Source organism: Mesorhizobium waitakense, assembly GCF_056431085.1.
Genome location: NZ_JBWKME010000062.1, coordinates 15,546 through 36,849, shown reverse-complemented (window position 1 = coordinate 36,849; position 21,304 = coordinate 15,546). Strand labels below are relative to the sequence as shown.

At 63.6% G+C, this 21,304-nt stretch carries 24 protein-coding genes and 1 pseudogene; 11 read left to right on the top strand and 14 right to left on the bottom strand.

The genetic code is table 11. The features are described from left to right. Positions 1-9 precede the first annotated feature (9 nt). Together AC07FD_RS14630 and AC07FD_RS14625 are read right to left on the bottom strand one after the other, a co-directional pair. Entirely contained in the window at positions 10-738 is a 729-nt protein-coding gene (locus AC07FD_RS14630; RefSeq protein WP_478350392.1) for an SDR family oxidoreductase, read from the bottom strand. Positions 739-893: 155 nt separating this feature from the next. After that, positions 894-1,355 (bottom strand): MarR family winged helix-turn-helix transcriptional regulator, encoded by a 462-nt coding sequence (locus AC07FD_RS14625; RefSeq protein WP_478350391.1) that lies wholly within the window; start codon positions 1,353-1,355, stop codon positions 894-896. A 65-nt stretch (positions 1,356-1,420) separates the two neighbouring features. Between AC07FD_RS14625 and AC07FD_RS14620 the strand changes: the two genes are divergently transcribed. After that, positions 1,421-1,894, top strand: a complete 474-nt coding sequence (locus AC07FD_RS14620) for a cupin domain-containing protein (protein WP_478350390.1) — start codon at positions 1,421-1,423, stop codon at positions 1,892-1,894. A gap of 21 nt (positions 1,895-1,915) precedes the next feature. On the opposite strand, the gene AC07FD_RS14615 is transcribed toward AC07FD_RS14620, so the two are convergent. Both AC07FD_RS14615 and AC07FD_RS14610 read right to left on the bottom strand, forming a co-directional pair. Then, complete coding sequence (locus AC07FD_RS14615; RefSeq protein ID WP_478350389.1) at positions 1,916-2,527, bottom strand: hypothetical protein; 612 nt, start codon at positions 2,525-2,527, stop codon at positions 1,916-1,918. A 91-nt stretch (positions 2,528-2,618) separates the two neighbouring features. Then, a complete protein-coding gene (locus AC07FD_RS14610) occupies positions 2,619-2,963 on the bottom strand; it encodes a VOC family protein (protein ID WP_478350466.1) in 345 nt (114 codons plus the stop codon). 204 nt (positions 2,964-3,167) lie between these two features. Between AC07FD_RS14610 and AC07FD_RS14605 the strand changes: the two genes are divergently transcribed. Beyond that, on the top strand, positions 3,168-3,767 hold the full coding sequence (locus AC07FD_RS14605) for a YdeI/OmpD-associated family protein (protein ID WP_478350463.1): 600 nt from the start codon (positions 3,168-3,170) through the stop codon (positions 3,765-3,767). 138 nt (positions 3,768-3,905) lie between these two features. Here AC07FD_RS14605 and AC07FD_RS14600 read toward each other — a convergent pair. Beyond that, positions 3,906-4,001, bottom strand: a pseudogene (locus AC07FD_RS14600) (helix-turn-helix domain-containing protein); the annotation flags it as partial. Between the two features lie 119 nt (positions 4,002-4,120). Between AC07FD_RS14600 and AC07FD_RS14595 the strand changes: the two are divergent. From AC07FD_RS14595 to AC07FD_RS14585, 3 genes are all read left to right on the top strand, one after another. Further along, complete coding sequence (locus tag AC07FD_RS14595) at positions 4,121-4,600, top strand: carboxymuconolactone decarboxylase family protein (RefSeq protein ID WP_457152168.1); 480 nt, start codon at positions 4,121-4,123, stop codon at positions 4,598-4,600. A 67-nt stretch (positions 4,601-4,667) separates the two neighbouring features. After that, positions 4,668-5,420: an SDR family oxidoreductase gene (locus AC07FD_RS14590; protein WP_095091224.1), complete on the top strand. Its 753-nt coding sequence runs from the start codon at positions 4,668-4,670 to the stop codon at positions 5,418-5,420. A 56-nt stretch (positions 5,421-5,476) separates the two neighbouring features. Continuing rightward, on the top strand, positions 5,477-5,896 hold the full coding sequence (locus tag AC07FD_RS14585) for a cupin domain-containing protein (protein ID WP_478350388.1): 420 nt from the start codon (positions 5,477-5,479) through the stop codon (positions 5,894-5,896). 172 nt (positions 5,897-6,068) lie between these two features. Here AC07FD_RS14585 and AC07FD_RS14580 read toward each other — a convergent pair whose 3' ends face one another. After that, a complete protein-coding gene (locus tag AC07FD_RS14580; protein WP_477301524.1) occupies positions 6,069-6,557 on the bottom strand; it encodes an RrF2 family transcriptional regulator in 489 nt (162 codons plus the stop codon). Between the two features lie 106 nt (positions 6,558-6,663). Further along, positions 6,664-7,293: a glutathione S-transferase family protein gene (locus AC07FD_RS14575; protein WP_478350387.1), complete on the bottom strand. Its 630-nt coding sequence runs from the start codon at positions 7,291-7,293 to the stop codon at positions 6,664-6,666. Positions 7,294-7,454: 161 nt separating this feature from the next. Here AC07FD_RS14575 and AC07FD_RS14570 point away from each other — a divergent pair, with 161 nt between their 5' ends. Next, positions 7,455-8,153: an SDR family NAD(P)-dependent oxidoreductase gene (locus AC07FD_RS14570; protein WP_478350386.1), complete on the top strand. Its 699-nt coding sequence runs from the start codon at positions 7,455-7,457 to the stop codon at positions 8,151-8,153. Positions 8,154-8,467: 314 nt separating this feature from the next. Here AC07FD_RS14570 and AC07FD_RS14565 read toward each other — a convergent pair whose 3' ends face one another. Continuing rightward, the gene (locus AC07FD_RS14565; RefSeq protein ID WP_095091227.1) at positions 8,468-8,767 is read right to left on the bottom strand and encodes a hypothetical protein; all 300 of its coding nucleotides are present in this window, start codon (positions 8,765-8,767) and stop codon (positions 8,468-8,470) included. A gap of 255 nt (positions 8,768-9,022) precedes the next feature. On the opposite strand from AC07FD_RS14565, the gene AC07FD_RS14560 reads away from it, so the two are divergent. Beyond that, on the top strand, positions 9,023-10,645 hold the full coding sequence (locus tag AC07FD_RS14560) for an ABC-F family ATP-binding cassette domain-containing protein (RefSeq protein ID WP_478350385.1): 1,623 nt from the start codon (positions 9,023-9,025) through the stop codon (positions 10,643-10,645). Between the two features lie 12 nt (positions 10,646-10,657). On the opposite strand, the gene AC07FD_RS14555 is transcribed toward AC07FD_RS14560, so the two are convergent. Continuing rightward, positions 10,658-13,198: a bifunctional diguanylate cyclase/phosphodiesterase gene (locus AC07FD_RS14555; RefSeq protein ID WP_478350384.1), complete on the bottom strand. Its 2,541-nt coding sequence runs from the start codon at positions 13,196-13,198 to the stop codon at positions 10,658-10,660. On the opposite strand from AC07FD_RS14555, the gene AC07FD_RS14550 reads away from it, so the two are divergent. Continuing rightward, entirely contained in the window at positions 13,197-13,478 is a 282-nt protein-coding gene (locus tag AC07FD_RS14550) for a hypothetical protein (protein WP_478350383.1), read from the top strand. The two genes, AC07FD_RS14555 and AC07FD_RS14550, sit on opposite strands and share 2 nt — an antisense overlap. Here AC07FD_RS14550 and AC07FD_RS14545 read toward each other — a convergent pair. Continuing rightward, on the bottom strand, positions 13,475-14,368 hold the full coding sequence (locus AC07FD_RS14545) for a LysR family transcriptional regulator (protein ID WP_478350382.1): 894 nt from the start codon (positions 14,366-14,368) through the stop codon (positions 13,475-13,477). The genes AC07FD_RS14550 and AC07FD_RS14545 overlap by 4 nt on opposite strands. Positions 14,369-14,471: 103 nt before the next feature. Here AC07FD_RS14545 and AC07FD_RS14540 point away from each other — a divergent pair, with 103 nt between their 5' ends. Genes AC07FD_RS14540 through AC07FD_RS14530 form a run of 3 tightly spaced genes read left to right on the top strand, consistent with a single transcriptional unit; the run spans position 14,472 to position 16,378 of the window. Continuing rightward, entirely contained in the window at positions 14,472-15,230 is a 759-nt protein-coding gene (locus AC07FD_RS14540; protein ID WP_478350381.1) for an SDR family oxidoreductase, read from the top strand. Positions 15,231-15,237: 7 nt separating this feature from the next. Next, positions 15,238-16,134 (top strand): SDR family oxidoreductase, encoded by an 897-nt coding sequence (locus AC07FD_RS14535; RefSeq protein WP_478350462.1) that lies wholly within the window; start codon positions 15,238-15,240, stop codon positions 16,132-16,134. A 31-nt stretch (positions 16,135-16,165) separates the two neighbouring features. Continuing rightward, positions 16,166-16,378 carry a tautomerase family protein gene (locus AC07FD_RS14530; protein WP_127263805.1) on the top strand — a complete coding sequence of 71 codons (213 nt, stop codon included), beginning with the start codon at positions 16,166-16,168 and terminating at the stop codon, positions 16,376-16,378. Between the two features lie 111 nt (positions 16,379-16,489). Here the strand turns inward: AC07FD_RS14530 and AC07FD_RS14525 are convergent, their stop codons facing one another. From AC07FD_RS14525 to AC07FD_RS14510, 4 genes are all read right to left on the bottom strand, one after another. Further along, complete coding sequence (locus AC07FD_RS14525; RefSeq protein ID WP_478350380.1) at positions 16,490-17,383, bottom strand: hypothetical protein; 894 nt, start codon at positions 17,381-17,383, stop codon at positions 16,490-16,492. A gap of 72 nt (positions 17,384-17,455) precedes the next feature. Next, positions 17,456-19,114, bottom strand: coding sequence for an acyl-CoA synthetase (locus AC07FD_RS14520; RefSeq protein WP_478350379.1), 1,659 nt, complete (start codon positions 19,112-19,114; stop codon positions 17,456-17,458). A gap of 194 nt (positions 19,115-19,308) precedes the next feature. Continuing rightward, entirely contained in the window at positions 19,309-20,451 is a 1,143-nt protein-coding gene (locus tag AC07FD_RS14515; RefSeq protein ID WP_478350378.1) for an NAD(P)/FAD-dependent oxidoreductase, read from the bottom strand. Between the two features lie 116 nt (positions 20,452-20,567). After that, the gene (locus AC07FD_RS14510) at positions 20,568-21,233 is read right to left on the bottom strand and encodes a peroxiredoxin (protein WP_478350377.1); all 666 of its coding nucleotides are present in this window, start codon (positions 21,231-21,233) and stop codon (positions 20,568-20,570) included. Positions 21,234-21,304 lie beyond the last annotated feature (71 nt).

Here is a 21,304-nt window from a genome sequence, read left to right as displayed (position 1 = left end):
TGGGCCATCCTAGACAAGACGGTGGCCGCCCTCGACATGCAGCGTCGTTCCCGTGGTGAAACCATTGCCGATCAGGAAGAAGATGGCGTCGGCGATATCGGCGGGTTGGCCGACCCTGCCGACCGGCAGCCGTTCGGCCATCGCGGCCAGCGTCTCGGCCTTTCTGTCACCGGCGACCTGCGCCCAGATCGTGGTGTCGACCCAGCCGGGTGACACGGCGTTGACGCGGATTGGCGCCAGCTCCACGGCGAGCGCCCGCACCAGCCCTTCGAGCGCCGCGTTGACGGCGGCAACAACGGAGCCGCGTGCTGCCGGCCGATAGGCGGCGATGCCGGAGACGAAGGTCATCGACCCTGTGGGGCCAAGCCGTGGTGCGCCATGCTTGGCGAGCAGCAGCGGGCCGTAAAGCTTGCTCTCCACCACCCTTTGCGCTGCCTTCAGGTCAAGCGCCGGCAACAGCCGGTAGGCGCCTTCGATGTCGGCGGCGGTGCTGACGACGTGGTCGAGCCCGCCGATCCGCGCGAACAGCCCAGCCACCTGGTCTTCCCGCGCGATGTCGACAGCGGCCACCTCAAGGCCGGCAGGGTTGCCCAGCGCCTTGCATGCCTGCCGCAGCCGGTCCTCGTCGCGCCCGGCGATGACGATCTCGGCACCGGCCTCGACGCATCGCCGCGCCAGCGCCAGACCCATGCCGGAGCCGCCGCCGACGATCAGGATTTTCTGATTTGAAATGCTCATTTCGCTCTGCCTTTGTTTGGATGGACAAGGGCAGGGATTGGCAGTTCGGTGAGGCGCGGGGAAACGGAAGAACCCGATGGCGCTATCGGAAATGCCGATGGACCTTAGTCCGTGAGCAATGGAAGCTCGACCACGCAGAGTCGGCTGGTGGCCGCTCACCGCGCCAGCGGGCTGTCCCAGACGACAAACAACAGCGCTTTCAGCTGGGCAAAGCGTTCCGGTCCGAGCTCGGTGCGCCACTCTTCCTCGATGTCGCGCAGGATATCGACCATTTTCCAGAATGCGGCGTGTCCGCGTTCGGTGGACCGCACCACGCGCGCACTGCCTTCGCCCGGAATGTCGGAGCGCATGAGATAACCGTAACCTTCGAGACTGCTGAGCAGCTGGTTGATGGCCTGCTTGCTCATGCCTGCGCGCTCGGCGATGGTGCCCGGGCGCGCGCCGTCCGGCCCGGGAAACTGCAGCACCGCCATATGCGGCAGGCGCAATTCGTCGAAGCCGGCGGCGTTGAGCTCCTTGATCAGCCGGCGCTGGATCGCCTGCGCCGGCACGCGCAGCAGCGCGCCGATCAGCAGGTCCTCGGTCCTGGTCTGCAAAACTTCAGCGGATGTGGCCATTGACGATCCGGTAAATTCAGTTTACTCATAGGTGGTAAATGTAATTTACTCCGGGAGCTTATGCAATGCCAGCCTTGGATCTTCAGGTCAATCCAGCCAACGAAACCATCGGTACCAAGGGGCTGTCGGTTCGCTTCCTGGTGTCAGGCGACAGTTCGAACGGCAGCGTCGCCGCCTTCGAATTGATGGTGCCCGGCGCGCAGCGGCTGCCGGCGCCGGCGCACAGCCACGACCACTACGAAGAGACGATCTACGGCGTAGACGGGGTGTTGACCTGGACCGTCGACGGCAAGGCGATCGAGGTCGGGCCAGGGGAGGCGCTGTGCATTCCACGCGGCGCCGTACACCGGTTTGACAACAATGGCACCAGGGATGCCAAGGCGCTTTGCGTCATCACGCCGGCGGCGATCGGCCCGGACTATTTTCGCGAGGCCTTTGCGGTGCTCAACGCTGCCGCCGGCGGCCCGCCGGACAAGCTCAAAATGATGGACATCATGCGCCGGCACGGATTGACGCCGACAGCGCCGCCACCGAACTGAAGCCGGTCAAAGAGACGCCGGTCACCCGTCGCAAGCGCTGAAATCAGCACCCGGGTTCCAGTCCTTGAAGGCGACGGTCCGGCCTTCCACCGAGACAGTCCTGTGCTTCGAGCTGCCGTCAGGCTGCGTCTTGCTGCTGGTGCCCTTGCCGGTCAGCACGTTGTACTCACAGGCGCTGGCGACATTATCCTGCTGGAAGTCCTCGTAGTCATAGGCAAAACCGGCGACGATGAAGGCACCGTTGCGCCAGGCGATGGTCAGCGTCATGTTGGTCCGCTGGCCGCCGATCGGCATCGCCGGCAGATAGAACTTGATCGACCCGTTCGGCAGCATCGTCAGTTCCGGCTCGGTGTCTGAATTTTCGTAGCCCGGCCGGTCGTAACCGTTCCATTCGCCGAGGATCTGCTCGTGCACGATTTCGACGGGCTTGAGGTAATTGTGCTCCTTGTCCCTGAGGAAGAAGTGGATGTCCATCGGATTGCCGGGCTGGGTCTCGACGACCATGGCAAGGTCGACGGCGCCGTCGCCGTTGAAGTCGCCGGTCACCGCCGTGATGATTTTCAGGGTGTCGATCGGTTCGCCGAGGGCAGCTGTGGGCAACAGCATCGCCAGGGCGAAGAGCAGAGATTTCATGATGTGTTCCCAAGCGTGTGGAACAGGACCATCGCAGGTCTGCGAGATTTCGACAGCGGGTGGAGGAAAATATTTTCGGCCGAGGGGCGGCCTAGTCGCGTTGCGCACTCGCAAACACCACCAGGTTCCCGTCGGGGTCGCGCAGGCGCATGATGTAGAAATCGTCGGCTTCCTCGATCGGGCCGGGCTCGAGGCCTGCATCCATCAGCCGCTGCCGCTCGGGCGCCAGCGGCAGCACGCCGAGCGTCAGCGTGCTGGTACCGGCCTTGTCCCTGTCCTCGAAGAGCTGCACCTCAGCGCTGTCGCTGAACTGCCATTCGGCCAAGCCCGGCATCGGCCGGCGCAACGGCGCCTTGCCGAACAGCTTTGCATACCAGCCGATGCTCGATTCGAGGTCGGCGCAGCTGACATGGGCGAAAATGGTCTGGATTGTCATCGGGAACCTCCATCCGGCGGTTGCACTGAAGCCGGAACGCGGCGATGGGTGGTGCGTTCCATCGTCATCCGCCAGCAGGCTTTGCTGCTGCCGAAAACTGACAGGGGCCCATATCACGATGCTGACGGATGATGTTTGGCACGATGCTGGAGGCAAGATGAGGGTGATCCGAGCGACAAGCGCAGCGAGCGGGCAGGCCGGCTGATGGCGCCGGTCAAGGTCGATCCCGACAAGGTCAGGGAGTTCCCGGACGCGGCCAGCTTCCACGCCTGGCTCGGCAAGCACCACGCTGCGGAAACCGAGGTGTGGATCAAGATCCACAAGGTGGGGTCGGGGCTGAAGTCGATCACGCCGAAGGAGGCCATCGACGTGGTGCTGTGCTTCGGCTGGATCGACGCGGTGCGCAAGGGGCTCGACGACAACAGTTTCTTGCAGCGCTACACGCCGCGCGGCAGGAAGAGCATCTGGAGCCTGATCAACATCGACAATGTCGCGCGGCTGGTCGAGGAGGGTCGCATGACCGAGCATGGGCTGAGACAGGTCGAGGGAGCCAAGGCCGATGGCCGCTGGGCGCGCGCCTACGGCAGCGGCAAGGAGATGAAAATCCCCGATGACCTGCAGGCAGCCATAGATGCCGAACCCAAGGCGAAAGAGATGCTGGCAAAGCTCAGCGCACAGAACCGCTTCGCGCTTGCCTTCCGGACCCACAACATGAAGACCGAAGCTGGCCGCAAGAAGAAGATCGAGACCTTCGTCGCGATGCTGAAGCGCGGCGAGACGATCCATCCGCAGGGCAAGAAGTAATCCTTTCAGGCGCCGCACTGCCGGCGCTTTGCGTTTAGCCGCACCCGTTTCGCACTTTCTCGGAATTGCTCCAGCCACGGTGGGTATTGGCCGCCTCGGGCTTTCGGGTGCCATGCAGTCGATCAAGGCGCTGATTAAGGCCGGCTGCGTCAGATCGAGATCATTCGCCGCCGCCGAGAAGGACCCTGTCTCCGCCACTCGCGGGAACGTTCGCAATCCCGATACGATGTCCACTCTCACCCATACTATTCGACATAAACCTTATGTCCCGCATCCCAGGCGGGAGGCGCTTTACAGGATTATGGATATCATATATCCTTAAGGATATTAAATGTCCTCAAAAGGAGAGAGCAGTGACACAGCGCCTGAACGTCGCCCAACAATCGCCTGAGCTATTCAAGAAGTTTCTCGACTTCAGCATGGCCGAGGCGCGCAGCGTGATCGAAGAGAAGATCCGCGATCTGGTCCATATCCGGGCGTCCCAGATCAATGGCTGCGCCTTCTGCCTCGACATGCATGTCAAGGAAGCAAAGATCCACGGCGAGAGCGAGTTGCGGCTCTACCATGTCGCCATCTGGCGTGAATCAAACCTTTTCATTCCTCGTGAACGCGCCGCCCTTGCCTGGACTGAAGCCGTCACGAAGCTCCCCGAGGGCGGTATTCCGGACGAACTCTACGAGCGGGTGCGTGGGCAGCTTTCGGAAAAGGAAATCTCCGACCTGACCTTCTCGATCATGGCCATCAACGCCTGGAACCGTGCTAACGTCGCCTTCAAGACCGTGCCCGGCTCTGCGGATAAACTCTACCGCCTCGACAAGGCAGGCCTGAACTAACCCCGCCCTTCTGGCATTCCCATCAATCGATGCGGCGCGACGTGGCGGCCGCTAACGGAGAAGTCTTATGAAAATCGTCATCATCGGGGGCACCGGCCTCATCGGTTCCAAGACAGTCGAACGCCTGCGCAAGCAGGGCTGCGAGGTGATCGCCGCCTCCCCGAATACCGGTGTCAACACCATCACCGGCGAAGGTCTGAAGGAAGCGCTCGCGGGCGCCGAGGTCGTGATCGACCTCGCCAACTCACCCTCTTTCGAGGACAAGGCCGCGATGGAGTTCTTCGAGACGTCGGGCCGCAATCTGCTCGCGGCGGACAAGGCTGCCGGCGTCAAGCATCACATCGCGCTCTCGGTCGTCGGAACCGAACGCCTGCAGGACGTCGGCTATTTCCGTGCCAAACTCGCCCAGGAAAAGCTGATCAAGGCGTCCGGCATTCCCTACACCATCGTTCACTCCACGCAGTTCATGGAGTTCCTGGCTGGCATCGCCCAATCGGGTACGGTCGGCGACGCCGTGCATCTGTCGCCGGCCTATGTACAACCCATCGCGTCCGATGACGTCGCCGACGTCATGGCCGGTATCGCGCTCGCCGCGCCGATCAACGGCATGATCGAGATTTCCGGTCCGGAGCGTGTGCGAATGAGCGAGCTCGTCGCCCGCTACCTGAAGGCTGCCGGCGATCCTCGCACGGTCGTGACTGATCCGGATGCGCTCTATTTCGGCGCGAGGCTGAACGACACGTCGCTCGTCTCCGACAACAATCCCCGTCTCGGCCGCATCACCTTCGAGCAGTGGTTTGCCACCTCGGCGCGGAAATGACCGTCACGATGCGCCGCAGCGCAGCGTTCCACTCAACGCATGAAAGGAGTTTCGAAATGATCAAATCAATCGTCGCCGCCCTTATCGTCACGGCTGCCTTGGCAAGCCCGGCCGCAGCCGAGGAGACAGGCGGGAAGGCCGCGAAAGTCACGCTCGTCTATGAGCATGAACTGCCGAATGTCCCCGGCAAGAGCATCAAGGGCATTCTGGTCGAATATGGTCCCGGCGGTCACTCGGAAGCGCACACCCATCCGACCTCCGCCTTCATCTATGCGACGGTTCTGGAAGGCTCCATCCGCAGCCAGGTCAATGATGGCCCGGTCAAGGTCTACAAGGCCGGCGAGAGCTTTTCGGAGCTGCCGGGTGACCGCCACAGTGTGAGCGAGAACGGCAGCAAGACCAAGCCAGCGAAACTACTGGCAGTCTTCGTGGTCGACACCAACCAGAAAGAACTGACCTATCCGGTCAAGAAGTAGACCGACCAGACAAGTAGGCCGAAGAGGCCGGGCACCTGGTGTCCGGCCGTTCCGGTAGACGGAAATCATGTCGGCGAGGCCATGTTGGGTGCGTGGCATCCTCAGGGTGCCCGATGGCCCGCCTGTTGTCTGTAAGAAGGACTAGCCATCCGTCACGATCTGCCATTTCCATTCATCCGGCGCGCTCCAGCACCCATTCAAAGCTGCTCTTCCAGAGTTCGGCTGGGATCTCCTGCGCCAGGGCCTCGGTGAGATCGGAAAGCTTGACGCTGCGCAATTTTGCACGCCATGCCTCGTCGGCTTCCCACATGATGCGCGACACCGCGCAAGGGCTGCTTTCGCAATAGCCCTGCGGACGACACGGGTTGTTTGCTCGGATGTTGTTGCACACGAACGTCGGCGACTTGCCCTCTACCGCTTCGACAATATCCAGGAAGGTCAGTTCGGCCGGTGTCCGCGCCAATCGATATCCACCTGACGGACCCAGCGTCGTATGCACCAGGCCCGCCTGCGACAGGCTTTGCAGGGCCTTGGATAGATACTCCTTGGGAAGGCCGTGGAACTCGGCAAGAGCTTTTGTCGAGAGATAGCGGCCGGCAGGCAGGCCTGCGAGAATAGCGCAGCAGTGCAGCGCCCATTCGACTTGGCTTTTCAGGATCATCAATGAATTCCGGGGTCGATACTGACCGAGCTTTATTAAGGATATAAAATATCCCTATTCTACTGCGGTGTAAACAGACAGGTCCCCGGCTCCGCCGGAGTGGCTTTCAGGCCCCGGAATATGGGTCAACGCTGTAGGGATGGACCGGATAGCCGGGACCGATGGCGTCGCGCACGCGGCCAACCCACCCCATGAGCGCTGGATAGTCGCCCAGTGAGAAGCCGCAATCCTCGGCGCGATGGCTGTAGGCATAGACAGCGATATCGGCGATCTTGAAATCGTTTCCGATGAGAAACGGGCTGTCGCCAAGGCTGCGGTTCAAGGCGGCGAGTGTCCGGGCTCCGGCTTCGCGCTTGCCTGCAACCATGCCCTGGTTGCGCTCGAGGCGTCCGGTCAAGGTCCAGAAGCGCAGCGAGCCGATGACCGGTTCGACGTTGTACTGTTCGAAGAACAGCCACTGCATGACTTTGGCGCGCTGATAGCGGTCCGCCGGCAGAAGGGGCGTCCCTTCGGCGAGGTAAGTCAGGATCGAATTGGATTCGGCGATGGCGCTGCCGTCTTCGAGCTGAAGCACCGGTACGGCACCGGCAGGATTGAGTTCAAGGAAGGCGTCGGTGTGGCTCTCGCCCTCGAAAATCGAGACCATGCGTCTGTCATAGGGGATATTGAGCAGCCCGAGCAGAACCCGGACCTTCCAGCCATTCTGCGATGGCAGATAATCATGAAGCGTGAGCATGGCTGGTCCTCGTGATGGATCAACCATCGCATGGCGCGCCGCCAGGCCACCACCCGATTCCTGCACGCCATCGCATGAAGACTGCGATCCCCGCCACCTAATAGATCACTTCCGCTCGTGCCATCTTTCTCGCGAAGCAATCGAGATCCCGGGAGCAGCACGTGAACACGCAATCCAACAAAGTCGCGCTGGTTACCGGCGCCAATCGCGGCATCGGGCTCGAGACCGGGCGCCAGTTGGCGAAGCTCGGCTTCACCGTTCTGCTCGGCGTGCGCGACCTCGCCAAAGGCGAAGCGGCGGCACGAGGGCTCGATGGCCATGTCGAGGCTATCGCGTTCGATGTCGCGGCGCCCGACGCGGCAGTACGGGCGGCGGCGGATGTCGAGCGCCGGTTCGGCCGTCTCGACGTGCTGATCAACAACGCCGCGATCCATTACGACGCCGGTTCGCGGGCCTTGCTGCCGGACTGGACTGACATCCGCGAAGCGTTTGAGACCAATGTCTTTGGCGCCTGGCGGGCCGCGTCCGCCTTCGCGCCGCTGCTCAAGGCCGGTGGCCATGGCAGGCTGGTCAACGTTTCTTCCGAGGGTGGTTCGCTGGCCTCGATGGGGGCGGGGGCGCCGGCCTATTCGACATCGAAGGCCACCCTCAACGCGCTGACCTGCGTGCTGGCGGCCGAACTGCGCGGCGCCGGCGTGCTGGTCAACGCCGTCTGCCCGGGCTGGGTCGCCACCGACATGGGCGGGCCGGGCGGGCGCCCGGTGGCGCAAGGAGCAGCGGGCATCGTCTGGGCGGCGACCTTGGCGGATGACGGTCCGACCGGCGGTTTCTTTCGCGACGGCAAAAGGCTGCCGTGGTGAGGATCCCGGACGCGGGCATGATCGGCGGAGCACAGATTCAACCGCTGTCTGGTTTCGGACGGCTCACTTGTTGAATCGTTGAACCGCTGTAAGGTCTTGATTTCACGCAGTTCTGGGCGGAATGCCAGCTTTCGAAAAACCGCGCAAGAAAAAAGCCGCCCTCGCTTTTGCGAGTGGCGGCCTTTCCCTGGGAGGAAGTCAGAGAGAAGGGCGATCAATAAGCCTTGGCGAGCTTGCTGCCGTCCTTCTTGTGGGGGGTGCTTCTTGACGTGTTGAAAGCCTGGGCTTCAAAAACTGGTTTCATAGATCTGGTCTCACTCAGCCTCATCGTCCGGCGTCACCCCAAGCAGCTCCAGAGCGTTGGCCAGCGTCCTGATGCCTTGCGCCTGCTTGCGCTCGGCACAGAAGCGGATGGCTGTCTTCTGCAGTGTCGTTGCCTCGGCGACCTCGGCTGTCTCGGCTTTGGTCTGGATGACTTCGTCGAGTTGATGACTGAGCCGGTCGCAGTGCTCGCTGCGGGTGATGGCGGCTTTTGCTTCCGACGGTCCGATCGCGGTGACGGCAAGCGACATGCCGAGCAGGGCACCCGTCCATCCGTTCAAACCTCGTTGCATTGCCGGTGACATCCGTTGGCGTTGTGCCGCGACCATTCCGGCCGCCGCGGGATGCTTATGCCAGCCGATCTTTTCGCCAGTTTTTCCGAACTGTTGAATCTTGTTTCTGGATTGTGTCCGGGGACGGTCTTGGTTTCTCCCACAAGAAGGAGGGAAGTGCTGCCGCTGCGGCGCTTGCGCCTCTTCCTCTGGCGCCCGCCATCGCGTATGGCCCCGGGGAAAATCCTTCCAAGTTCCAAGCCCCCCGGAAATCGCATGATCAGACTGGAAAGCATCAGCAAGCAGAATGGCCGTCAGCTTGTCTTCATCGAAGCGTCGGCGGCGCTGCAGAAGGGCGAGAAGGTCGGCCTCGTCGGCCCCAACGGCGCCGGCAAGACGACGCTGTTTCGCATGATCACCGGGCAGGAACAGCCCGACGAAGGCCAGGTGCAGGTCGATCGCGGTGTCACCATCGGTTATTTCAGCCAGGATGTCGGCGACATGGAAGGCCACAGCGCTGTGGCCGAAGTGATGAACGGCGCCGGGCCGGTGAGCGACGTGGCGGCCGAGATGGCCGCACTCGAGGCCGCCATGGCCGACCCCGACCAGGCCGACCAGATGGACGACATCATCGCCAGATATGGCGAGGCGCAGCACCGTTTCGAGGAGCTCGATGGCTATGCGCTGGACGGCCGCGCGCGTGAGGTGCTCGATGGCCTGGGTTTCAGCCAGGAGATGATGGACGGCGATGTCGGCAAACTCTCCGGCGGCTGGAAGATGCGCGTGGCGCTGGCCCGCATTCTTCTGATGCGGCCCGACGCCATGCTGCTCGACGAGCCGAGCAACCATCTCGACCTCGAAAGCCTGATCTGGCTGGAATCTTTCCTGAAGAACTATGATGGCGCATTGCTGATGACCTCGCACGACCGCGAGTTCATGAACCGCATCGTCAACAAGGTGGTCGAGATCGACGCCGGTTCGCTGACCGCCTATTCCGGCAATTACGAATTCTACCAGCAGCAGCGGGCGATCGCCGACAAACAGCAGCTGGCGCAGTTCGAGCGCCAGCAGGCGATGCTGGCCAAGGAGATCGCCTTCATCGAGCGCTTCAAGGCGCGAGCCTCGCACGCCGCCCAGGTGCAGAGCCGGGTGAAGAAGCTCGACAAGATCGACCGCGTCGAGCCGCCCAAGCGCCGCCAGACGGTGTCGTTCGACTTCCAGCCGGCGCCCCGCTGTGGCGAGGATGTCGTGACGCTGAAGAGCGTCCACAAGGGTTATGGCAGCCGCAGCATCTATGAAGGGCTGGATTTCCAGGTCCGCCGCCGCGAGCGCTGGTGCATCATGGGCGTCAATGGCGCCGGCAAGTCGACGCTGTTGAAGCTCGTTGCCGGTGCTTCCGAGCCCGACGCCGGCACCGTGGCGCGCGGCCCAAGCGTCAAGATGGGCTATTTCGCCCAGCACGCCATGGAATTGCTGGAAGGCGAGCGCACCGTGTTCCAGACGCTGGAGGACGCGTTCCCGCAGGCCGGCCAGGCGCCGCTCAGGGCACTCGCCGGCTGCTTCGGCTTTTCCGGCGACGAAATCGAGAAGAAATGCCGGGTGCTGTCAGGCGGCGAGAAGGCACGGCTGGTGATGGCTTTGATGCTGTTCGACCCGCCCAATCTCCTGGTGCTGGATGAGCCGACCAACCACCTCGACATCGCCACCAAGGAGATGCTGATCACGGCGCTTTCGCAGTACGAAGGCACCATGCTGTTCGTCTCGCACGACCGGCATTTCCTGGCGGCACTTTCCAACCGCGTGCTGGAGCTGACGCCAGAAGGCATCCACACCTATGGCGGCGGCTATACCGAATATGTCGAGCGGACGGGGCATGAGGCGCCGGGGCTAAGGAGCTAGGGCGCCTGGGCACTACCCCGCGGCCAGCCATTTGCGCGACTGGGCAAAGGTCTTGAAGGCCTTCGCCTCCATCGGGCGGCCAAGAAAGTAGCCTTGCAGGATATCGCAGCCGAGCTCCTTCAGGATGCGCGCATGCTCCATCGTCTCGACGCCCTCGGCAACCACTTCGATGCCGAGCGATTTGCCGATTTCGATGATCGACGACACCAGCTGTCGCTGCGCCGTTGAGCCGGTAATGGGCGTGACCAGTTGGCGGTCGATCTTGAGGCGACGCGGCTGCAGCTTGAGCAGGGAGACGATCGAGGCATAGCCGGTGCCAAAATCGTCGATCTCGATGTCGATGCCGAGCTCCTTGATGTGCTCGATGTTCCAGGTGACCAGATCGTCGTTCTCGTCGAGGAAGATGGACTCCACCAGTTCGAACGACACGGTTCCTTGCTTGATGGCGAGCTCGCGCAAACCCTTGATCAGGTCCTTGTCCTCCAGGCGCCTGGCCGAGACGTTGACCGAGACGCGCGGGATGTTGAGATGGCTGTGCGACCAGCGCTCGAAATTCTCCAGCGCATCTTTGAGTACGATGCGGTCGATCAGCGCCACGACATTGAGCTCTTCGGCCACCTTGAGATAGGCGTCGGGGGTCAGGATGCCGCGTCGCGGATGCTTCCAGCGCGACAACGCTTCGACGCCGACGATCTCGAGCGTCTTGGCGTCGAACTGCGGCTGGTAGTAGGCGACGAATTCATCCCGCTCCAGCCCGCCCAGGATCTCGTCGGCGACCTGCTTGGTCCGCACGATCTCGCTCTGCAGTTCCTCGTTGAAGAACTCGTAGCGGTTGCGGCCACGGCCTTTCGCCCGGTAAAGCGCGAGATCGGCGTTGACGAGCAACTGCTTTGCGTCGACGCCGCTGTTGGCGGCAATGCCGATGCTGACGCCGAACCGGCACTGATGGCCCCGATAATAAACAGGCTGGCGCATCTCCTCGATGATGCGGTCGGCGAGTGCCGCGAGTTCGTCATCGTCACGCCCATGGCTCACCACAATGAACTCGTCGCCGCCGATGCGCGCAACGAAATCCGCTGAGCCGGCATTGGCCGTGATGACCCTCGAGGCATGCATCAGCATGGCGTCGCCCGCTGCGTGGCCGAGCGTGTCATTGATCTGCTTGAAGCGGTCGAGGTCGAGATGCAGCAGCGCCATGCGGTCGTGTTGGCCGGCTTCAGCCAGCATCTCGTCGAGATAGCGGCGGTTGGGCAGGCCGGTGAGCGAATCGTGCAGCGCCACATGCTCGATACGCGCCTTGGCGAGCTTCAGCTCGGCGTTCTTCGATTCCGACAGCTGGCGCTCGCGAATGAGGTTCTCATTGAGCAGGACGTCGCTGGTCACGTCCCATTCGGCGCCGATCAGCTTGGGCGTGCCGCCGATGTCCTGGAAGAAACTTGCGCGCGTGCGCACATGACGGATGGCGCCGTCGGGGCGCAGGAGCCGGTATTGCGAGAAGTAGGGGCCTTTTGTCGCGGCCGCCGAATCGAAGTCCTGCTTTGCCCGCTCGATGTCCTCGGGGTGGATCGCCAGCGCCCAGTCGCTATAGCCGCGTGGCTTGCCGTCGGCTGGCTTGCCATAGATTTCGTTGACGCGGTCGTCCCACAGCAGTTCGTTGGTGACGAGATCGTGCTCCCAAACGCCGATGCCCGAGGCTTCCAGGGCCAGCTCCAGGCGGCCGGACAGGCGCCTCAACTCGGCGTAGTTCCTTTGCCTTTCGCCAAATAGCCGGCCGGCCACCAGGATCGGCAACACCACCAGCGCGCCGGCAAGTGCCATGAGCGCGCGCAAGGTCCATTGATTTTTCGGAGCCGCTGGCCAGCCACCCTTGGGAATGGCAGAAATCTGCCAGGAACCCGAAGGCAGCTGCACATCGGCCGACACGGGATTGCCGGCGACGACCGTGGCGTTGCCGAAGAAACGTTCGCCCCCGCCGCCCAGCGCATCCTTGCCGGTGAGCGCGACATCGATATCGAGATCGGGGTCGGCCAGACCGCTCGCCGCGTAGAGCCGGTCGACATCGACGACTGCCGAGACAATGCCCCAGAAGCGCTCGCCGCCTCCCGCCGTCGGCACGAAGACCGGGATGCGGCCGATGAAGCCGCGCCCGCCTTGCGCCAGCTTGACCGGCCCGGCAAATACCAGCACGCGCTGGTCGCGCGCCCGAAGCGCTGCCAGGCGTTGCTCCTCGTTCTTGCGGTAATCGAGCCCGATTGCCTTCTCGTTGCCTTCCATCGGGTACATCAGTGAGATGACCAGGTCGGGCGCGCCGGCGATGTTGTGCAATTGCGATTTCTGCTCGAACAGATTGCCTGCGAGCGACGCAAATCTCTGCTGGCCCATGTAGGGCTCTGTAACGATGGCCGAGACGAGCCCCTGAACAAGCTGAAGATTGCCGTTTATGTTGCCTTCGAGCTTGGCGCGGATGACGTTGACCTTGGCCAGCACATCGGCGCGCGCCAGCTGATCGGAGACCTTCCTGTTCTGCTGGTCGGCAACGACGGCGCAGACCATGAGCACAACAAAGGCTATTACCGCCGGCAAGTTGGCGGAAGAAAAAACGGCCTGTCTCAAGCGGCCGAGACTGTATCGCGTTGTGGCCAATTCGACCCGGGTACCTTTGCTGGACAATAGCTCGTTGGTCGATCCTAGTAGCAAACGCTTAAATTTAACCTTCCAGACCAGCCTGAAGTTTCAGCATCGTGCCGATGCCGGCATTTCAGCCCGCAGGCTGAACCAATGCATAGCGGGCTGGCGCCGTTTGGACTTCTTCACAGTCGATGCCGGCCGCTAAAGGTTCGCATCTGCGAAGATGCGCGATGCCCAGTCGAGGAAGACGCGAAGCCGCGGCGAGAGCTGCCTGTTTTGCGGGTAAAGCGCTGACAGCGGTGTCGGCGAGGGCGGGTAGTCGGCCAGCACCTCGACGAGCGTCCCATCGGCAAGGTCCTTCTCGAAGCGATAGCGCGGTGCCTGGATGAGGCCAAGTCCAAGCCGTGCCAGATCGGCGGCGGTGTCGGAATTGTTGGCCGCAACGCGGCCCGGCAACCGGACCTCGCGGGCCTTGCCGGCGACGGTGAATTCGAATGGCAGGGTCTCGCCTGTGCGCGACGAGACGAAGCCCACTGCCTGGTGACCATCCAACGCATCGGGGGAGATCGGCATGCCGTGGCGTTCGAGATAGGCCGGACTGGCGCAGGTGATCTCGCGGATCATCGCCAGGCGCCGCATGATCATGCCGCTGTCGGGCGGCTCGCCGACGCGTATCACGCAGTCGACGCCCTCGCGCACGAGATCGACCAGCCTGTCGCTCTGGCCGATCTGCAGGTCGATGCGGGAATAGCGCGCGAGAAACTCGGGCAGGCGCGGCAACAGGAATGTGCGGGTGAGCAGCGTGCTGGCGTCGATGCGCAGCAGCCCGTAGGGCTCGGCATTGCGGAAGGCGGCCTCGGCATCCTCGATCTCGGCGAGGATGGACAGGCAGCGCCGATAATAGGCCTCGCCGTCCTGCGTGGCGTTCACCTGCCGCGTCGTTCGCTCCAGCAGGCGCGCGCCGAGATGCTCTTCGAGCCGCCGGATCGCTTCCGTCGCGGTTGAGCGCGGCAGGCCGAGATCTGCCGCGGCGGCGGTGAAGCTGCGCCGCTCCAGAACGCGAACGAAGAGCCGCATGGTGTCCAGACGATCCATGGTCTTTGTTCGCAGTTTCCGAATAGTCATGTCAATAGGCGGCTGATTATCCGGAAGATGGCTTGGCCTATATCCGTGTCACCAACAACGCGGAGACACTTCCATGACAAATCAGCAGACAGATACAGGCACTCAAACCAGAACGGCGATCGTGACCGGCGCCTCCAAGGGCATCGGTGCCGCCATCGCGCGGCGGCTCGCCGGCGACGGTGTCGCTGTCGTCGTCAACTATGCGCGGGGACGCGCGGAGGCCGAAGAGCTTGTCCGGGCGATCGAAGCCGGCGGCGGCAAGGCGATCGCCGTGCAGGCCGATATCGCCGATCCGGCGGGCCTCACCGGGCTGTTCGATGCCGGCGAGAAGGCGTTCGGCGGCATCGACATCCTCGTCAACAATGCCGGCATCATGAAGACGTCGCCGATCGCCGAGACCGATGATGCCTTGTTCGACATGCAGGTCGCGATCAATCTCGGCGGTGTGTTCTGCGGCATGCGGGAAGGTGCTCGTCGACTTCGCGACGGCGGTCGTATCATCAACTTCTCAAGCAGCGTCGTCGGCCTCTACCAGCCGGGTTACGGCGTCTACGCCGCCACCAAGGCGGGCGTCGAGGCGATGACCCACATCCTGGCCAAGGAGCTTGGCGCGCGCCGCGTCACCGTCAACGCGGTGGCGCCCGGACCGATCGAGACCGCCCTGTTCACGGACGGCAAGAGCCAGGCGCAAATCGAGGCCATCGGCAAGATGATCCCGCTCGGCCGGCTCGGCCAGCCCGAAGACATCGCCGGGCTGGTGTCGTTCCTGGCCGGGCCGGATAGCGGTTGGGTCAACGGGCAAATCATCCGCGCCAATGGCGGCGTGGTCTGAGGAGGCAATCATGCAACAGACAATCTTGATCACAGGTGCTTCCAGCGGCTTCGGCGCGATGACCGCGCGGGCGCTCGCAAGGGTGGGCCACACGGTCTACGCATCGATGCGCGACCCGGCGGCGCGCGGCGGTACTGCGGCCGCCGAGATGGAAAAATTTGCTCGTGATGAGGGCGTGGCGCTCTACCCCATCGCTCTCGATGTGACCTCAGACGCCTCGGCAGAGGCGGCGGTCCGGCTGATCGTCGGCGAGGCCGGCCGGCTCGACGTGCTGATCCACAATGCCGGACATATGGGGTTCGGACCGACCGAGGCTTTCGCGCCCGAACAGCTGGCGCAGCTCTATGATGTCAACGTCGTCGGCACACAGCGCGTCAACCGTGCGGCCTTGCCGCATATGCGCTCTCTTGGCAGGGGCCAGATGATCTGGGTCGGCTCGAGCAGCACGCGGGGCGGCACGCCGCCCTTCCTCGCGGCCTATTTCGCGGCTAAGGCCGGCATGGATGCACTGGCGCAGAGCTATGCGCTGGAACTCGCCCGCTTCGGCATCGAGACGACCATCGTCGTGCCGGGCGCCTTCACCAAGGGCACCGAGCACTTTCATCATGCGGCAGCGCCGGCGGATGCAGAGCGCGCCGCGCTCTACTGGTCCGGCCCTTACGCCGGCGTCGATCAGCAGGTGCTGAAGGGGCTGACCGCACTTGAGCCGGCGGATGCCGACCCGGCTGATATCGCGGCGGCCATCGTCGACCTCGTGGCGATGCCGCACGGAAGGCGCCCGCTGCGCGTGCACATCGACCCCGCGGACGATGGTGCGGCGGTCGTCAATGGGGTCGCCGATCGCGTTCGCGCGCAACTCATGGAACGGATCGGGCTTGCCGACCTGCTCCATCCCCAAGCCTGAAATCCACCCTCAAAGACCAAGGAAAACGATCATGCCATTCGCCAACATCAAGATGCCGCAAGCGGCTCTTTCCAAGGCGCAGAAGGAAGACCTCATCCATCGAACCACGGCAATGTTCGTCGACTTTTTCGGCGAAGGCGTCCGGCCCTACACGATGGTGCTGGTGGAGGAAGTCGCCGACGGCGGCTATGGCCGGGCCGACGAAGTGTTCGTCGTGCCGGAGGCCTATCGCGCGAAGGAGTAGCGCCCGAACCGAGCCTTACCTTGGGCACGTGCCCGGGTCACGGTTGAAGCCATGGCCGGCGCAACGGGCCGGCGGGCCTGGGGAGGCGCTGGCCCGACGCGTCGGGTGGGCCTACTTGCCAGCCATGTGATCGGCAAGCTCCTGGGCTTGGGCGAGAAGCGCCGGGAAGACCGGCTCGCCCGGCAGGTGCTGGCCCATGCAGGCACGATAGTCGGCGTCACCTTTCTCCCAGGCGGCATTGGCGGCATCATAAGCCTTTTGGTCCTTGAGGTCCGAGGCTTGGTAGGCCTCCTGGAACTTCTGGGCGGCGGCATCCGCCGAGGCCCACAAGGCGTCGCAGGCTGCGATCTTTGGAACAGGCGGTGCTGCGGGGGCCGAGGCGATCATGACGCTGTTGCCCCTGACGAGCGTGACGATGACCTGCTGGTCGGGGTTCGGTCCTATGTCCTGCGCCCAGCCGCCGAGCCGCGCAAAGGCGATGTCGGCGCCTTCAGGCTTCTTCAGCGGGAAGTCGAGCGTCCCCGTGAACGCGGCGTCGCTGTTGATCGCCTGGGTGTAGAAGGCATCGAGCTTCAGTGCCGCATCGATACCCGTGGGCAGTCTGAAGCTCGCGTCCATCTCGGCGGCTTTGGACTGGAGCCAGCGCGCGAGAAGCCCCCGCGTCGTTGCCACAAGGCTCGGGCCGTCGTCGCCTTTGGTGTAGCGCAACCCGTCCAGCATGCCGAACCCGATATCGGCATCGCTAAGGCTTTCGAGATTGATCGTGCCGGTTGCCGGAAAACCTGAAACCGCCAAGGGGCCGAGAAGGGCTGAAAGCCGCTTTTCGAGATCGGCCAGCGCTTTCGTCCCGGCGGCATCGAGCGTTTCCACGGGTTCGTTCGCGCTTTCCAGCGCTGCGATAGCGGAAATCGCCTTATCGCGTGCGGCGATATAGTCGTCCTCCGGCGAGGCGGCGAAAGCCGCTCCGGTCGCGAGTGCGAACACGATCATCCAGACCAACCGCATGACATAACCCCCTGTGGCGATCGACAAGATTGGGAGCCATCAAGCAGCTTTGCGGCTATTGCGCGGCACGCCTCACCCCTTCCGCTTCTCCACCTCCGCCTTCCGAAGCAAGAAGCGCTGGATCTTGCCGCTCGGCGTCTTCGGCAATTCGGTGACGAAGTCGATTTCGCGCGGATAGGCGTGGGCCGAGAGCCGCTTGCGGACATGCTGCGCCAGTTCCTCGGCCAGTTCCGGGCTGCCGCGAAACGAAGATGCCAGGATGACGAAGGCCTTGACGATCTCGGTGCGCTGCGGGTCGGGCACGCCGACAACCGCTGCCTCGTTGACCGCCGGGTGTTCAATGAGCGCGCTTTCGACGTCGAACGGGCCGATGCGATAGCCCGACGAGGTGATGACGTCGTCGGCGCGGCCGATGAAGCTGATCGAGCCGTCCGGCTCGAACTCGACCGTGTCGCCGCTGCGGTAATAGCCGCCCGAAATCGCCGGAGTTTCCGCCTGGTGATAACCGTCGAACCAGCGCAGCGGCGAGTTGGCGATGTCGACGGCGAGAATGCCGGGCTGGTTGGGGCCGAGCTCCCGGCCAGCGTCGTCCAGCACGACGATGCGGTAGCCCGGCATGGCAAAGCCGGCCGAGCCGGGGCGCACCGGGTGCGACAGGCCGTGATGGTTGTTGACCATCATGCCGTTCTCGGTCTGGCCGTAGTGGTCATGGATCGGCACGCCAAGATGGGCGTCGAACCAGCGGATGACTTCCGGGTTGAGCGGCTCGCCGGCGCTGCTCACCACGCGCAGCCGGCCCTTGATGCGGGCGGCGGGCGCCGCGCCTTCGGCCAGCAGCAGGCGGAAGGCGGTCGGCGAACCGGCGAGGCTGGTGACACCGAGGCGCTCGATGATGTCGTAGGTGCTTTTGGCGGTGAAGGCGCCCTCGTTGAAGGTGGTGGCGATGCCGAGCAGCAAGGGGCCGGTGATCGCGTAATACAGGCCGTAGGCCCAGCCGGGATCGGCGATGTTCCAGAAGACGTCGTCGGGCCGCAAACCGATCGCATCGCGCATATAGGCGCCGAAGGCCAGCAGAGCGCGAAGCGGCACCGGCACGCCCTTGGGCAGGCCCGTCGTGCCCGAAGTCGACATCATCATGAACAGGTCGTCGCCTTTGCGCAGGATCGGCTCGCAGGACGTCGAGGCGGCGGCAAACGCGGCGCGGAAATCGATGTCGCCCGCCGGCAAGGCTTCGCCCGGGGCAAGGATGGTCGCCACGCGGGGGCAGTCCTCCACCTCGTCGAGCTTGCCGCGATTGGCGGTGTTGGTGACGACGAGTTTTGCGCCGCTGGTCTTCAGCCGGTGCTCGATAGCTTTCGGGCCGAAGGCGGTGAAGAGAGGCTGGTAGACCGCGCCGATGCGCCAGGTGCCGAGGATAAGCGCCACCAGTTCGGGAATGCGCGGCAGCATGCCGGCGACGACATCACCGGGGCCGACGCCGGCCACCTTCAGCATATTGCCGACGCGCGCCGACATATCGCGAAGATCATCGAAGCTGAATTCCCGCAGCTCGCCATTGGCGGAGATCGCGCGCAGCGCCAGTCGGTTTTGCCCGGCGTGGCGATCGCAGCATTCGACGCAGGCATTGATGCCGGTCGAGGGGTCGCCATGAAGGCGCGCGAATTCATCCTCGATACGAAAGCGCTGAACGGCATCCGCGTAGCGCGGCAAGCCGGCCGAAGCTCCAACCATCGCAGCATCCCTCCGTGGCGGCGTCCTCGTGGACCATCGTCATTGCCGACAGGATAGCCAAGATCGCAGTCACGGTCGATGAGGTGATCGCCGCGAGGCTTGGTGCAAACGGGGTAGGGCCTCGCCTGCCCGCTTCGGACGCCAGGACCGCGCCGGGGGGTATCCGGCCCCCAAGCGCTCTTCATCCTCTGGCCCTAGAGGCCGAACCAGCGCGAGCGGCGGCTCGATCCAAAAGTCTCCTTGTCAGCGCGCAGCGCGACCGAGGGCTCGTAGTAGGTGCCGGTTGGTGCTGGGCCTGAGAAGAAATCGACCTCGACCTTGCCAATGAGGCCGCCGCCGAACTCGATATAGCAGGTGCCGAAGCCGTCATAGAGCGAGCCGCTGCCGCTCTGGCGTAGTTTTGCGATGAGCGCGGTAGCAACGGCGCGCGCCGCGCCCTCGGCGAACACACCGGCCTTGGGCGTGCCGGTGTTGGCGCCGTCGCCTACGGCATAGACATTCTCGTATCTTGTTTCGAGCGTACGCGGATTGACCGGGATCCAGCCGTTCTCGGCCATGCCGCTTTCCAGCACCACTGGAGGCACGCGATGCTTGGGAACACCCAGGAAGAGATCGAACGGCATTTCCGTGCCGTCGTCGAGCACCGCCACATTGCGGGCATTGTCGACGGAGGCGACGCGCCTGCCGGGGACGAACTTGATGTCGCGTTCGGCAAAGGCCGCCAGCAGCGCTCGCGAGGTGTCGGGCGAGGGTGGTACCGGGCTGCCAAGCGGCAGCACCAGGGCGATCTCGCAGGCCTCGCGCACGCCCTGACTGACCAGATAGTCGTGCAGCATCAGCACACATTCGCTGGGCGCCGGTGGGCACTTGTAGGGCGCCCCGCAGACGCCGACCATCGCCTTGCCTTTTCTGAAGGTTGGCAGGACGTCGCGCAGCCGCTCCGCTCCCGCCACGGTGTAGAACTCGTTGGTTCTCGAAAGCCCTGGCGTGGCGTCGAAATCATATTCGGCACCCAGCGTGACGACGAGGTGGTCGGCGTCGAACACGCCGTCATTGGTGGTCACCCGGCGCCTTTCGGGGTCGATCGAGGTTATCGTGCGCTTCAGCATCCTGACGCCGGGCTTGGCGTAGCTTTTGTAGGGCAGGCGCACGGCCTGCGGCGTCTTCAGGCCGAACATCACGTCCAGCTTGGAAAAGCCGAACACGAAGGAATCGCTCTGGTCGATCAGCGTCACGTCGATGCTGTCGCCCATCGCTTCGGAAAGCAGCGTCGTCAGTTCCAGGCCGCCGAAACCAGCTCCCAGCACGACGATACGCGGTTTGCTTGCAGTGCTCATCTTTGTTCCCCACCAATATTTCCCGGTTGATCGATCATTCCCGTCGTGGCGGCGGGACTTCCCGTGTCCTCGCCGCCCAAATGTTGGCCGTCCAAGTCCAGGTAGGTTGGTCGAAGTCAGGTCAGGACTGGCTGCGGCACGATGCGGATGTAGGGCTTCGGCTCCTTCCAACCCTGAGGGTAGAGTTGCTTCGCTTCGTCGTTCGACACCGATCCTGCGATGATGACGTCGTCGCCTGGCTTCCAGTTGACCGGCGTCGCCAGGCGGTGCTTGGCCGTCAGCTGCAGGGAGTCCACCACGCGCAGTACCTCGTCGAAGTTGCGGCCCGTCGTCATCGGGTAGGATATCACCAGCTTGATCTTCTTGTCCGGGCCGATGACATAGACGTTGCGCACCGTCTGGTTGTCGGCGGCGGTGCGTCCGTCGGCGCTGTTGCCGGCCGACGCCGGCAACATGTCGTAGAGCTGCGAGATGGCGAGCGTCGGGTCGCCGATCATCGGGAAGTTCGGCGCCATGCCTTGCGTCTCGGCGATGTCCTTGGCCCAGCCGGCGTGCTTCTCGACCGGGTCGACGGAGAGACCGATGACCTTGACGCCGCGCTTGTCGAACTCGGGCTTGAGGCGCGCCATGTAGCCGAGTTCGGTCGTGCACACGGGCGTGTAGTCCTTGGGGTGGGAGAACAGGATGCCCCAGCTTTTGCCCAGCCATTCGTGGAAGCTGATCGTGCCTTCGGTGGTCTCGGCGGTGAAGTCGGGGGCGATGTCTGCGATACGGAGTGACATGGTTGCTTTCCTTTCCGGTTGGAATTCGATTGCGGGGACAAATTAGGAAATCTATGTTCCGCGAGCGTTCC